A 13,652-nucleotide genomic window follows, 5' to 3' on the forward strand; every position below is an offset into this window, starting at 1 on the left:
GGTTAGCTTTAACCGGGGAAGAAAACCTTATGCGTAAATCATCATAATAACAGCCCGGCTTGCATAATGCCGGGCTGAAGATATAGTCGAGCTGTCCTATTACCCAGATATTTGCAGGGCACGATAGCCGATATCGCGGCGGTAATGCATTCCTTTAAAATGTATTACCTTTACACCTTTATAGGCACTGTCCAGGGCGTCCTGCAGATCTATGCCCCGGGCGGTGACGCAAAGCACCCGGCCGCCGGAAGTCACTACCTGCCCGTCCACCAGGGCCGTACCGGCGTGGAAAACCTCCACACCCGGGGGCACTGCCTCCAGGCCCGTTATGGCGTCACCTTTCGCAAAAGGCCCGGGATAACCGCCTGCCGCCAGGACCACCCCGGCTGCCGCCCCGGGATACCAGTCAACCTTTACGCCCGCCAGCTCTCCTTTTACAGCGGCCAGCATCAATTCCACCAAATCGCTCTTAAGAAGAAGCATGAGGGGCTGGGTTTCCGGATCGCCGAAGCGACAGTTAAATTCCAAAACTTTAGGCCCCTCGCAGGTGAGCATCAGTCCGGCATAAAGGACGCCGCGGTAGGGGCAGCCGGCAGCGGCCATAGCCCGGACTGTTGGCCTAAGTATCTTTTCTTCAACCTCCCTGGCCATTTCCGGAGTATAAAAGGGTACGGGGGCGTAAGCGCCCATACCGCCGGTATTGGGTCCGGTATCGCCTTCCCCCACCCGTTTGTGGTCCTGGGCCGGCAGAAGGGGTATCACCCTTTCCCCGTCGGTGATGGCCAGGACGCTGACTTCTTCGCCCTCCAGGCGTTCTTCGATGACTACCCTTTTCCCGGCCGGGCCGAAACGGCCGCCAAACATGGCCGCTACGGCTTCCCGCGCCGCCGCCGTGTCTTCCGCCACCACCACTCCCTTACCGGCCGCTAGCCCGTCGGCCTTGACGACCACTGGCCCTGAATGTTCTTCCAGGTAGGCTAGGGCCGCAGCCGGTTCCGTAAAGGCGACGTAACGGGCCGTGGGAATATTCGCCTTCTCCATTAACTCTTTGGCAAATACCTTGCTGCCCTCCAGCCTGGCCGCCGCCCGCGAAGGTCCGAAAATGGTAAGTCCTGCCGCCTGGAAGGCATCGACGATGCCTTCCACCAGGGGTGCTTCCGGGCCTACCACGGTGAGGTCGATGCCTGTCCGGCGGGCGAAGGCCAGCAGACCCTCAATGTCTTCGGCAGCAACAGGCACACAGGTGGCCAACCTGGCGATCCCGGCATTGCCCGGAGCGCAGTAGATTTCAGAAACATGGGGGCTTTGGGCAATCTTCCACACCAGGGCGTGCTCGCGGCCGCCGCCGCCGACAACCAGAACGCGCATGGAACGGCACCTCCTTTAATGGCGGAAATGGCGTATCCCGGTAAAGACCATGGCCATACCGGCGGCATCGGCCGCCTTAATCGATTCTTCATCACGAATGGAACCGCCCGGTTGGATGATGGCGGTAATACCTGCCTCTGCCGCCAGAGTCACGGTATCGGCAAAGGGGAAGAAGGCATCGGAAGCGAGGACGGCACCCCGTGCCCGTTCTCCCGCCTGCTCTAAAGCGATACGCGCCGCACCGACCCTGTTCATCTGACCGGCCCCAACGCCCAGGGTAACGCCGTTCTTTGTGACGACAATGGCGTTGGACTTGACGTGCTTCACAACCCGCCACGCGAAAAGCAGCTCTTCCATTTCTTCGTCAGTAGGTTTACGTGCAGTGACCACCTTGAGGTTTTCCCGATTTATTATATGATAATCCGGTTCCTGGACTAAGAAACCGCCGCTCACCGGCCTTAACTGACATTCTTTAACGTAGTTGACAGGCCTTTCCCCTGCGGCCAGCAAACGCAAGTTTGCTTTTTTCCCCAGAATTTCCAGGGCCTCCGGAGTAAAATCGGGGGCGATGACGGCTTCCAGGAATATGGCCGCCATTTCTGCGGCCGTAGCAGCGTCCACCGGCCGGTTGAGGGCGACGATGCCACCGAAGGCGGAAACTGGGTCGGCCCCATAGGCCCGACGGTAGGCCTCGGAAATATCCCTACCACGGGCCACACCGCATGGGTTGGTATGCTTAATGATGGCCGCCACCGGCTCGCTAAAGTCGCCCACCAGGTTCCAGGCGGCATCGAGATCCATAAGGTTGTTATAGGAGAGCTCTTTACCCTGGAGCTGCCGCGCTCCGGCCAGGCTGCCGGAAGGAACGATAGGTAAACGGTAGAAGGCGGCCTGCTGGTGGGGATTCTCTCCGTAGCGCAGGTCCTGAACTTTTTCACCGCTCATAATGAAATGGGTGGGAAAGGTTTCTTCTCCCCGTATCAGGCGGCGGAAATAAGCGGCGATGGCTGCATCGTAGGCGGCCGTATGGGCGAAGGCCGCCGCCGCCAGGCGACGCCGGGTTTCCGGGCTTAAATTCCCCTTCTCCCGCAGTTCAGCCAGCACCTCGCCGTAGTCGGCCGGATTGACGACCACCGCCACCCGTTCATGGTTTTTGGCCGCCGCCCGCACCATGGCCGGCCCGCCGATGTCGATGTTTTCTATCGCTTCTTCCGGCGTTACGCCAGGCCGGGCAATGGTTTCCCGGAAGGGATAGAGATTGACCACCACCAAATCGATGGCCTCGATGCCCTGTTCCTGAAGCTCAGCCATATGTTCCGGCAGGGGCCGGGCCAGGATGGCGCCGTGGATTTTGGGGTGGAGGGTTTTGACCCGACCGTCCAGAATTTCAGGAAAACCGGTGACTTCCGCCACTTCGGTGACCGGCAGTCCGGCTTCCCTTAAGGTGCGGGCGGTGCCGCCGGTGGAAATGAGTTCCCATCCCAGCTCTACCAGACCCCGGGCCAGTTCCACCAGGCCGGTCTTATCGGACACACTTAAGATAGCCCTTTTCGGCATACGGATAGCTCGCCTCCTAATACTACAAATGATAACTATGGCGGGAATATGTCCCTCCGCCGCTCAGAAGTTACGCGCCGACAACATTGTATTCCTAACAAAAGTACGCTCAGGCGTCCTCGGCTCCGGTAGCGGTTGCCTCACCTCGCCTGTCCTTTTGACCTTCGCTCCACTATTCGCGGCTCCGGGACATATTTCCGCCCAACTTCACGGCAAATTTTCTTTGACCCCCGGCGGGAACACCAGCCCCCCTGGGACCTCTTTAAATTTTTAGTGACACCCGCCGGCCATGGAGGGTCACCCTGCCTTCGGCCAGCCATTTTATGACTTCGGGGTAAAGGCGGTGTTCTTCTACCAAAATGCGGGCCGCCAAGGTTTCCGGGGTGTCTTCGTCCTTTACCGGTACCACCGCCTGGGCGATAATGGGTCCCGTGTCCATACCGGCATCGACAAAGTGCACGGTGCAGCCGGAAAATTTTACGCCGTATTCCCAGGCCTGGCGCTGGGCGTTGAGGCCGGGAAAGGCTGGCAGCAATGAGGGATGGATGTTGATGACGGCATTAGGAAACTGGTCGAGGAAATCCCGGCCTAGGAGCCGCATAAAACCGGCCAGGACTACAAGCTCCACCCCTTCCTTTTTTAAAGTCTCCGCCAGGGCCCGATCGTAGGCCTGCCGTGATGGGTAATCCCCGGGCGCAAGGTACAAGGCCTTGAGCCCCCGCCGACGGGCCAGTTCCAAGGCCCGGGCTTCCCGCCTGTCGCTGACCACCACCTGAATACGGGCGGGAACGCGACCGCAGGCTATGGCGTCGGCAATGGCTTCCATATTACTACCGCGGCCGGATACCAGAATGCCGATGGGTAATGTTCTGACCACCATTATCTCCCCTAGTGTTTACTTCAATTCCGGAACAAACTCCACTTCTCCCCTACCGGGTGTTATTTCGCCGATAACAAAAACCCTTTCCCCGGCGGCCTCCAGGCTGCCCTTTACCCGGTCGGCGTCCCCGGCATCGACCACCACCAGCATGCCCAGGCCCATATTGAAGGTGCGGTACATCTCCGCCTCCGGTACCTTACCGACCTTTTGGATGATGTTAAAGATGGGCGGAACTTCCCAGGCGCGCCGGTCCAGGCGCATATTTAAGCCTTCCGGTAGGATGCGGGGCGGGTTTTCCACCAATCCGCCGCCGGTGATGTGGGCCAAGCCTTGTATTAAACCCTCTCTGATTAAAGGTAACAGTGAAGCTACATAGATGCGCGTCGGCTTAAGGAGTTCTTCCCCCAGGGGGCCCACCTCCGGCAGCTCCGTCTCGAGGTCATAACCTCCTTCGACAAGGAGCGCCCGGCGGACCAGGGAGAAACCATTGGAGTGCAGGCCGCTGGAGGCCAGGCCCAGGACCACTTGGCCGGGTTGCAAACGACTGCCGTCTAAAATCTCCTCCCGCTCGACGATGCCCACGGCGAAACCGGCCAGATCGTATTCATCCTCGGGGTAAAAGCCCGGCATTTCCGCCGTCTCGCCGCCGATTAAAGCGCACCCGGCCTGGCGGCAACCTGCGGCCACCCCGGCGACGATCTGGGCCACCTTTTCTGGCACCATTTTACCCACCGCCAGGTAATCCAGGAAAAAGAGGGGCTCTGCTCCCTGGACTAAGATGTCGTTCACGCACATGGCCACGGCATCGATGCCGACGGTATCATGGCGGTTCATCATGAAGGCAATTTTCAGCTTTGTCCCCACGCCGTCCGTTCCCGCCACCAGCACCGGTTGCCGGTAACGCGCTGGTTCCAGGGCAAAGAGGCCGCCGAAGCCGCCCACATCCCCCAGGACTTCGGGGCGGAAGGTGCGGCGGACGTGCTCCCGCATCAACTCTACGGCGCGGTTGCCCGCCGTTATATCTACTCCCGCGGCGGCGTAGGTCAGGCCATCGCCAGCTGCCATAATGTCCCCTCCTGTTAAACCTTCACCCCTACCCCTCCAGGCTGTATTTGGTCGCTTCCTCCGGAGGCGGTATGGGGATAGGATAGTCCCCGGAAAAGCAGGCGGCACAGAAATTTTCCCCATTGCCGCCCACCGACTGAAACAATCCCTCCAGGCTCAAATAATAAAGGCTGTCGGCCCCGATGTACCGCCTGATGTCCTCAAGGGAATACTGGGCGGCAATGAGCTCGCCCCTGGCGCTGGTGTCAATGCCGTAGTAGCACGGGTATAAGACCGGCGGCGAGGCCGACATAAGGTGGACTTCCCGCACCCCGGCCTGGCGCAGCATCGCCACAATGCGGCGGCTGGTGGTGCCCCGGACAATGGAATCATCAATGATGATTACCCTTTTGTCCTTGAGGATGGATTTAATGGGATTGAGCTTGAGGCGTACGCCCAGGTCCCGCATTTCCTGAGTAGGCTGGATGAAAGTGCGGCCCACGTAACGATTTTTCATTAAGCCTTCGACGAAGGGTAAACCGGCGGCCTCGGCATAACCGGCAGCGGCGGCGGTGCCGGAATCCGGCACAGGGATCACTATGTCGGCCGCCACCCGGTATTCGCGGGCTAGAATACGACCCATTTCCCGCCGCACCAGGTTGACGGCCCGGCCGTCTAAAACGCTGTCGGGCCGGGCGAAATACACGTGTTCAAAGATGCAGTGGGCGCTGTGGGAAGCCCGCCTGCCTTTAAGGGAGCGTACTCCCCCGCCGTCGATGATCAGAATCTCCCCCGGTTCGACGTCGCGGCAGAATTCTGCACCTATGGTATCCAGGGCACAGGACTCCGAGGCCAGCACCCAGGCTTCCCCCATTTTGCCCAGGCATAGGGGACGGACACCGAAGGGATCGCGCACCCCGATGAGCCTGTCGTCCGTCATCACCACCAGGGAATAGGCGCCTTCTAGGTCGTTCTGGCAGCGAAGCAGGGCTTCCTCAATGGACTCCTGGCTATAACGGGCAATGAGGTTGACGATAACTTCACTGTCGGTGGAAGATTGAAAGATAGACCCCCTGGCCCCCAGCTCCTGCCGCAGAGGACCGGCGTTGGTCAGGTTGCCGTTATGGGCAATGGCCAACATTCCCTTCAGGTAGCGGAAGACCAGGGGTTGGGCATTGACCAGGGAACTGGCCCCGGTGGTGGAATAACGCACATGGCCGATGGCTATATTCCCCTTTAAGGCCCGCAGGTTGTCCTGGTTAAAGACCTCCGCCACCAATCCCATGCCTTTGTGGACGGCGATATGGTGGCCGTCGGACACGGCAATACCGGCACTTTCCTGGCCCCGGTGCTGCAGGGCGAAAAGGCCGTAATAGACCAAGCGGGCTACATCCTTGCCGGGTGCGTAAACGCCGAAAATACCGCACTCTTCGTGCCAGGACGACCGCCACCGGAAAAGACTACGTACTTCTATCTCGCCATTAATGCCGGAAGGCTCTCCCGCCATTGCTTCTCCATCTCCTCCAGGCCGAGATTAAACAGAGTTCGACCGTTTACCTTTACCTTGAGGGAGTAGCCGCCGGTGCGGCCGATAACCGCCGCCGGCACTCCCTTCTCCCGGGCCAAAGCCATTATCCCGTCTAAGGCCTCCGGCCGGACCGCCAGCACCACCCGCGACTGGCTTTCGCTGAAAAGGAGATAATCCGGCCGAAGATGGCCTTGAAGTTCAATTACGGCACCCGTCCTGCCGGCCATAGCGCTTTCGGCCAGGGTAACGGCCAATCCTCCTTCGGCGCAGTCATGGGCGGCCCCAACCAGACCGGCGGCAATGCCTTCCCGCACCACTTCCTGCACGGCTGCTTCCCTCTCGAGATTAAGGCGCGGCGGCCTGCCGGCGACCCTTCCATGGACCACGGCCAGATATTCGCTGCCTCCCAGCTCCGCCAAGGTTTCCCCCAAAAGGATCAAGACGTCCCCTTCCCGGAGCCAGCCGCAGGAGCAGCGCTTTTCCAAATCGGTTAACAGACCTACCATACCAACCACAGGGGTGGGATAGACGGCCTCGCCCTCGGTTTCGTTATAAAAACTAACGTTGCCGCCGGTAACCGGCGTCTGCAAAACCTCACAGGCCCGGCTCATGCCTACAACGGTTTGGTAGAACTGCCAGGCGACTTCCGGCTTTTCAGGGTTGCCGAAGTTTAAGCAGTCGGTAAGGCCCAGGGGAAGGGCGCCGACGCAGGAAAGATTCCGCGCCGCCTCGGCTACGGCAATGGCTCCCCCCGTTTCCGGATCCAGGTAGCAATAACGGCCATTGCCGTCCACCGTCAGGGCCAGCCCTTTGGCGGTGCCTTTGACCCTTAAGATCGCAGCATCGCCGCCGGGTCCTGCCACCGTGTCCGTACGCACCATATAATCGTACTGGCGATAGACCCATTCCTTGCTGGCTATGTTAGGGGCGGCCAAAAGTTTTAAAAGGGTTTCTCCGTAATCCGCCGGCTCCGGCAGGCGGCTCAGATCCATATTCTGCAGCTTATCGAGGTAATCCGGCCGGCGCCGTTCCACCTGGTAGACCGGGCACTCCTCCGTTAAGGCCCGGGCCGGTACTTCCGCCACCACCCGGCTGCCGTCCCTGATACGCATGATGCCGTCATCGGTAACGCGGCCGATGACCACCGCTTCCAGGCCCCAGCGCCGGCAGATGGCCTTTACCCTTTCTTCAGCTCCCTTTTTGGGCACCAAGAGCATGCGTTCCTGGGATTCCGAAAGCATCACTTCATAAGGGGTCATGCCTTCTTCCCGGCGAGGGACGAGGGCAACGTCGATTTCCATTCCCGTCCCGGCTCGGGCCGCCATTTCGCTGGAGGAACTGGTGATGCCGGCCGCTCCCATATCCTGCATGCCGATGATTAAATCTTCTTTAATTATTTCCAGGCAGGCTTCAATGAGGAGTTTTTCCCGGAAGGGATCGCCCACCTGAACCGATGGTCGCCGTTCCTCAGATTCTTGCGTAAGTTCCTCCGAGGCGAAAGTGGCCCCGTGGATGCCGTCGCGGCCGGTACGAGCGCCCACCAGCATGACGGCATTGCCCACCCCGGCGGCGCGGCCGCGGCGGATGTCTTTTTGTTCGATAAGGCCGACGGCCATGGCGTTGACCAGAGGATTGCCGCTGTAGGAAGGTTCGAAATAAACTTCCCCGCCTACCGTGGGCAGTCCCAAACAGTTGCCATAAAAAGCGATGCCTCTCACCACGCCGTTCATGAGGTAACGATTGCGCGGGTTGTCCAGGGGGCCGAAGCGGAGGGAATCCAAGACAGCAATGGGGCGGGCGCCCATGGCAAAGATGTCGCGGACGATGCCCCCCACCCCGGTGGCCGCTCCCTGGAACGGCTCTATGGCCGAAGGATGGTTGTGGCTTTCGATTTTAAATACCACCGCCAGACCATCGCCGATATCAATAATGCCGGCGTTTTCCCCTGGCCCCTGAAGGACCCAGGGAGCTCTGGTGGGAAAGAGTTTTAAAACCGGACGGGAGTGTTTATAGCCGCAGTGCTCGGACCACATGACGGCAAACATACCCAATTCCACATAATTCGGTTCCCGGCCCAGAATCTCTTTTATCCGCGCAAATTCTGCGTCCGTAAGGCCCATCTGGCGGTATACTTCAGGCTCCAAGGCGTTCCCTCCCCTGCCACCAATCGATTATGGAAGCAAAAAGTTCCCTACCGTCGGTGCCGCCCAGGATGCTTTCGGCGCATCGTTCCGGATGGGGCATCATGCCCAGGACGTTACCTTCGCGGTTGATGATGCCGGCGATGTTGCCCACCGAACCGTTGGGATTGGCCGCCGGTGTCACTTCTCCGTACTCATTGCAGTAGCGGAAAACAATCTGGCGGTTGGCTTCCAGTTCTGCCAGGGTGGCGGCGTCGGCATAATAGTTGCCTTCGCCGTGGGCAATGGGGATGCGGATGACCTGGCCTTCGCGGAAGCGGTTGGTAAAGGGAGTCTTGCTGTTTTCTACCCGTAAATACGTCCACTGGCAGCGGAATTGCAGGCAGTCATTTACCCGCATGGCCCCCGGCAGGAGACCGGCCTCCAGGAGAATCTGAAAACCGTTGCAGATGCCGAGGACCAACCCGCCGGCACGGGCAAATTCGATGACGGCCGGCATAATGGGGGCGAAGCGGGCGATGGCCCCGGCCCGCAGGTAATCGCCGTAGGAAAAACCGCCGGGCAGCACCAGGCAGTCGTAACCGCTAACGCTTGTATCACCGTGCCAGAGGTAGTCCACCGGCTGGCCCAGGACGTTCCCCAGGGCGTGGTAGACGTCCTGGTCGCAGTTGGAGCCGGGAAAGACGATGACGCCGAACTTCATGGTTGTTCCTCCGGAAATAGAATTGTACATAGGCAAATTTTAATTGTCCCCCAGGGGGCGTCAGGGCGTCTCGTTGGTGAAGGGGGCGGCAGGTTCTTCCAGGGTATAGCGGTACTGTTCAATCACCGGGTTGGCCAGGAGGCGCCGGCACATCTCCTCCACCTGCCGCCCGGCTTCCTGCCGGTCCTTCATATCGAGCTGTACTTCCAGGTACTTGCCCACACGCACCGCCGTTACCCCTTCATACCCCATGGCCTTCAGGCCGCCCATGACGGCCTCGCCCTGGGGGTCCAGGACGCCGGGTTTTAAGGTAACGTAAATTTTGGCCAGCAGCATGGACCAGGCTCCTTTGCACGAGGTTTCTTACAAATTTTCACCGATAAGTTTTTCTACCCGCCGCAGCACTTCTTCATAGGCGTCCTCGACGCCGCCCAGGTCGCGGCGGAAGCGGTCCTTGTCCAGCTTTTCCCCGCTGGTGCCGTCCCAGAAGCGGCAGGTGTCTGGAGATATTTCATCGGCTAGGAGAATAGAGCCGTGGTGCAGGCCGAACTCCAGCTTGAAGTCCACCAGGACCAAGTCGGCCGGCCGCAGGAATTCCACCAGCAGTTCATTAACCTTCCAGGCATAAGTTTCCATTTCTTTTATCTGGGCCTCGGTGGCCAGCTCCAGGGCAGCAATGTGGTAGTTATTAATCATGGGGTCATGGAGTTCATCGGATTTGTAGTAAAACTCCAGGACCGGGCGTTTGAGGACCGTTCCCTCTTCCAGACCCAAACGCTTGGCCAGGCTGCCGGCGACGATATTGCGGGCTACCACTTCCACAGGGATGATCTCCACCGCCCTTACCAGGAGCTGCCGCGGTCCTGTCTGCTCAATAAAATGGGTGGGAATGCCCCGGCGGGAAAGCATCTGGAAAAACAGGGCCGATAGCCGGGCGTTGATCTCGCCTTTGCGCCGTATGGTACCTTTTTTCAGGCCGTCGAAGGCAGTAGCGTCGTCCTTAAATTCCACCAGGTACCGGTCGGGGTCGTCAGTGCGGAAGACCTTCTTGGCCTTGCCTTCATATAATAGTTCGCCTTTAGCCGTCATAGCAATCCCTTCCTTTGCTAACTATATTTACTCCAATCCAGCGCGGCGGAAGATGTAATCCACGTGGCGCAGATGGTAGTCGTAGTCAAACAGGGCCTCAATTTCCTTCGGATCCAGGTGGGCCGTAATATCCTTGTCCTTTAAGACGAGATCTTTAAAGGGCCGGCGGGTTTGCCAGGCCTCCATGGCATTGCGCTGCACCCAGGCATAGGCCGTCTCCCGCAAAACGCCCTTGTTTACCAATGCCAGGAGCAGCCGCTGGGAAAAGACCAGGCCGTGGGTGGCCTCGAGGTTGCGGCGCATGTTTTCCGGATAGACGTTTAATCCGGCGATGATCTCGGTGAATTTGACCAGCATGTAGTCCAAGAGGATGGTGCTGTCGGGGATAATCACCCGCTCCACGGAGGAATGGGTAAGGTCCCGTTCATGCCAGAGGGCGACATTTTCCATGGCCGCCAGGGCATTGCCCCGTAAAACCCGGGCCAGGCCCGCCACCCGCTCGCACATGATGGGGTTGCGCTTATGGGGCATGGCCGAGGAACCCTTTTGCCCCTTGGCAAAGGGTTCTTCCACCTCGAGAATGTCCGTCCGCTGGAGATTCCGGATTTCCGTAGCCATTTTCTCCAGGGAACTGCCGATGACGGCCAGAGTGGTGAGGAACTGGGCGTGGCGGTCGCGCTGGATGATCTGGGTAGATACTTCAGCCGGTTTAAGCCCCAAACGCCGGCAGACGTGTTCTTCTACCCTGGGGTTTACGTTGGCAAAGGTGCCCACCGCGCCGGAAATCTTGCCGACGGCGATCATTTCCCGGGCCTCCTCCAGGCGCTTGATGTGCCGGTCCACTTCCATGACCCAGAGGGCCATTTTCAGGCCGAAGGTAGTGGGCTCCGCGTGAACGCCGTGGGTGCGGCCAATCATGATGGTGTATTTATGTTCCCGGGCCTTTTTGACCAGTTCGGCCCTTAAATCCTGTAAGCGCTTAAGAAGCAGATCGGCGGCGTCCCGCATCTGCACCGCCAGGGCGGTATCCAGGACGTCCGAAGAAGTCATGCCTAGGTGAATATACTTGGAGGCGTCGCCCACCTTTTCCGCTACGGCCGTGAGAAAGGCCAGGACGTCGTGGCGGGTGGTGGCTTCGATTTCGTTGATCCGGTCAATGTCAAAATCCGCCTTGGCTTTAATTTCTTCCAGGGCAGCCAGCGGAATCTGGCCCAGCTCGGCCCAGGCCTCGCAGGCGTAGATCTCAATGGCCAGCCAGGTCCGGAATTTATGCTCTGCTTCCCATATTTTTCCCATTTCCGGCAGGGTATAGCGTTCTATCATTTTTTCCCCTCCCGTAGATATCCTTCAATACCCAGTTGCGCCAGTCTAGCATCCCGGGCCGCCACTTCCCGGGCCAGCTCTTCTTTAAAGGCCTTGAGGCGGTCTTGAAGTATTGGATCGTGAACGGCGAGGATCTGGGCCGCAAGTATTGCGGCATTGGCCGCCCCGTCGATGGCCACCGTAGCCACCGGGATGCCTTTAGGCATCTGCACCATGGCGTAGAGGGAATCTACCCCTCCTAGTGACGCCGTCTTTATGGGAACGCCGATTACCGGGAGGACCGTCACGGCGGCCAGGACCCCGGCCAGGTGGGCCGCACCCCCGGCCCCGGCGATGATGACTTTAAGACCCCGACCGGCGGCATTACGGGCGTAATCCAGGGCGGCATCGGGTGAACGGTGGGCGGACAGGATCCGTACTTCATACGGTACCTGAAAGCGCTCCAAAAAATTTGCGGCCTGGGCCATCACCGGCAGATCGGAATCGCTGCCCATTACAATACCAACTAATGGTTTCGTCATGTATAAACCGCTCCCTCCTTAAAATTAGCATTCATTTTATCAACTTCCTTTATCCTCCCGTTTAAATTAAAGAACCCAGGAGGTAGGTCGCGCAACACTGAAACCTACCCGCCTGGGTTTTTATCCCTCCGGTGTAGCACTAAAGTGCCTGTACCACTCGGACCTGACCGCGAAATTTTCGCGCGGAACCCTGAGGTACACTTTCAGGCTGTAGCCAGGGCAATTTACGGTTGCCCGGTAGAAACTTGGGAGCCCTATTCCCCCAATTATACAGTCCCCACCATATTCACTTTTCGCCCCCATAATACCAAATGGAGCAATGGCTGTCAATGGCTGCCGCAAAACTTTCCTCAAACGGCAAAAATTACGCCGGTCAAACTTATACTTTCTTAATATTTCACCGTAACTTTTATGATTTAATTATAGATGTGGTTATTTCTTTTATTCTCAGGAGGTGCTTTGATGTTCCGTCGTCATAACCGAAAATTGTTGTTCCTCGTTCTGGCCCTTGTCGCGGTCATCATCTTTCCCCTGGCAGCCCTGGCCATGACCTACCAGGTGCAGCCCGGCGACAGCCTGTGGCAGATTGCCAGGCGTTTTGGTACAAGCATAGACATTATAAAAAACAATAATAATTTAAGCGGCGATACCATTTATCCAGGCCAGAAACTGTATATTCCCGATGGTGTTCCGGCCAATGCCCCTGATTATTCTTCCCTGAAAAAGCAAATCGAGGACTTCCTGGCAACACAGGCGGGAACCTACGGCGTTTATTTTAAAGACCTCATTTCTGGCCAGTCCTTCGGCATCAATGCCGATATGCCTCTGCCGGCGGCCAGCACGGTCAAACTGCCTACGGTGCTTTTTATCAATCACCTGGTCGCTCAGGGCAACCTGGACTGGCAGCAAAAGCTGACCTACAACAGCACCACCGACTACCAGGGCGGCAGCGGCATCCTGCAATTCAGCGTCAAAGACGGGGACAGGCTGACGCTAAGGACCTTGACCACCCTGGCCATTACCACCAGCGACAATATCGCCTACAACATGCTTCGTAATTTTGTAGGCAAGGAGAGCGTTGCCGCTTTCATGCGGAGCCTGGGCGGACAGACCGTATTCCCCAACGGACAGAACTTAAGCACGGCCCGGGATATGGCAACCTATGTCCAGGCCGCCTTGGACTTTGCTAAAGTTAACCCCGACGGCCGCCGGCTGCTGGACGACATGGCCAATGGTATTTACAATGAAGGCATACCCTTAAAGATCCCCGACGGCGTTACCGTGGCCCACAAGGAAGGGTTTATCTGGGGCAGCCCGGATGATGTCGGCGTCGTCTTCGGTTCCCGGCCCTTTATCGTCACTGTTCTTTCCCAAGGCGTAGACGATCCCGACCAGGGCTTTGCCAATATAGCAACCATCACGAGAATGATGTATGACTACCAGGAAAACCTATGATCAAAAGCCCCCGGCCGGCGCTTTAACGCGCAACCGGGGGCTT

General features: G+C 58.5%; 12 protein-coding genes and 1 riboswitch. Of the genes, 1 reads left to right on the forward strand and 11 read right to left on the reverse strand.

Going from position 1 to position 13,652, the window contains the following annotated elements:
* Window positions 1–99 precede the first annotated feature (99 nt).
* From purD to purE, 11 genes are all read right to left on the reverse strand, one after another.
* Complete coding sequence (gene purD, locus MHFGQ_RS11255) at window positions 100–1,368, reverse strand: phosphoribosylamine--glycine ligase (RefSeq protein WP_106006189.1); 1,269 nt, start codon at window positions 1,366–1,368, stop codon at window positions 100–102.
* A gap of 15 nt (window positions 1,369–1,383) precedes the next feature.
* Window positions 1,384–2,925 (reverse strand): bifunctional phosphoribosylaminoimidazolecarboxamide formyltransferase/IMP cyclohydrolase, encoded by a 1,542-nt coding sequence (gene purH, locus MHFGQ_RS11260; protein WP_106006190.1) that lies wholly within the window; start codon window positions 2,923–2,925, stop codon window positions 1,384–1,386.
* Between the two features lie 262 nt (window positions 2,926–3,187).
* A complete protein-coding gene (gene purN / locus MHFGQ_RS11265; RefSeq protein ID WP_106006191.1) occupies window positions 3,188–3,805 on the reverse strand; it encodes a phosphoribosylglycinamide formyltransferase in 618 nt (205 codons plus the stop codon).
* 15 nt (window positions 3,806–3,820) lie between these two features.
* A complete protein-coding gene (purM, locus tag MHFGQ_RS11270) occupies window positions 3,821–4,870 on the reverse strand; it encodes a phosphoribosylformylglycinamidine cyclo-ligase (RefSeq protein ID WP_106006192.1) in 1,050 nt (349 codons plus the stop codon).
* Between the two features lie 28 nt (window positions 4,871–4,898).
* Window positions 4,899–6,356, reverse strand: a complete 1,458-nt coding sequence (gene purF, locus MHFGQ_RS11275; RefSeq protein WP_106006193.1) for an amidophosphoribosyltransferase — start codon at window positions 6,354–6,356, stop codon at window positions 4,899–4,901.
* Window positions 6,320–8,521: a phosphoribosylformylglycinamidine synthase subunit PurL gene (gene purL, locus MHFGQ_RS11280; RefSeq protein ID WP_106006194.1), complete on the reverse strand. Its 2,202-nt coding sequence runs from the start codon at window positions 8,519–8,521 to the stop codon at window positions 6,320–6,322. The genes purF and purL overlap by 37 nt, the downstream gene beginning before the upstream one ends.
* Window positions 8,511–9,221, reverse strand: a complete 711-nt coding sequence (purQ, locus tag MHFGQ_RS11285; RefSeq protein WP_106006195.1) for a phosphoribosylformylglycinamidine synthase subunit PurQ — start codon at window positions 9,219–9,221, stop codon at window positions 8,511–8,513. Before purQ ends, purL begins: the two co-directional genes overlap by 11 nt.
* 60 nt (window positions 9,222–9,281) lie before the next feature.
* Window positions 9,282–9,557 (reverse strand): phosphoribosylformylglycinamidine synthase subunit PurS, encoded by a 276-nt coding sequence (purS, locus tag MHFGQ_RS11290; RefSeq protein ID WP_106006196.1) that lies wholly within the window; start codon window positions 9,555–9,557, stop codon window positions 9,282–9,284.
* Window positions 9,558–9,584: 27 nt separating this feature from the next.
* Window positions 9,585–10,310 (reverse strand): phosphoribosylaminoimidazolesuccinocarboxamide synthase, encoded by a 726-nt coding sequence (gene purC, locus MHFGQ_RS11295; RefSeq protein ID WP_106006197.1) that lies wholly within the window; start codon window positions 10,308–10,310, stop codon window positions 9,585–9,587.
* Window positions 10,311–10,337: 27 nt separating this feature from the next.
* Entirely contained in the window at window positions 10,338–11,633 is a 1,296-nt protein-coding gene (gene purB, locus MHFGQ_RS11300; RefSeq protein WP_106006198.1) for an adenylosuccinate lyase, read from the reverse strand.
* Window positions 11,630–12,154, reverse strand: coding sequence for a 5-(carboxyamino)imidazole ribonucleotide mutase (gene purE, locus MHFGQ_RS11305; RefSeq protein ID WP_106006199.1), 525 nt, complete (start codon window positions 12,152–12,154; stop codon window positions 11,630–11,632). Before purE ends, purB begins: the two co-directional genes overlap by 4 nt.
* Window positions 12,155–12,345: 191 nt before the next feature.
* A riboswitch (purine riboswitch) is annotated at window positions 12,346–12,448 on the reverse strand.
* Window positions 12,449–12,616: 168 nt separating this feature from the next.
* Between purE and MHFGQ_RS11310 the strand changes: the two genes are divergently transcribed.
* Window positions 12,617–13,609 (forward strand): serine hydrolase, encoded by a 993-nt coding sequence (locus tag MHFGQ_RS11310; RefSeq protein ID WP_106006200.1) that lies wholly within the window; start codon window positions 12,617–12,619, stop codon window positions 13,607–13,609.
* The last annotated feature ends 43 nt before the right edge of the window (window positions 13,610–13,652 follow it).

The sequence above is a fragment of the Moorella humiferrea genome, from assembly GCF_039233145.1.
Taxonomy (GTDB): domain Bacteria; phylum Bacillota; class DSM-521; order Neomoorellales; family Neomoorellaceae; genus Neomoorella; species Neomoorella humiferrea.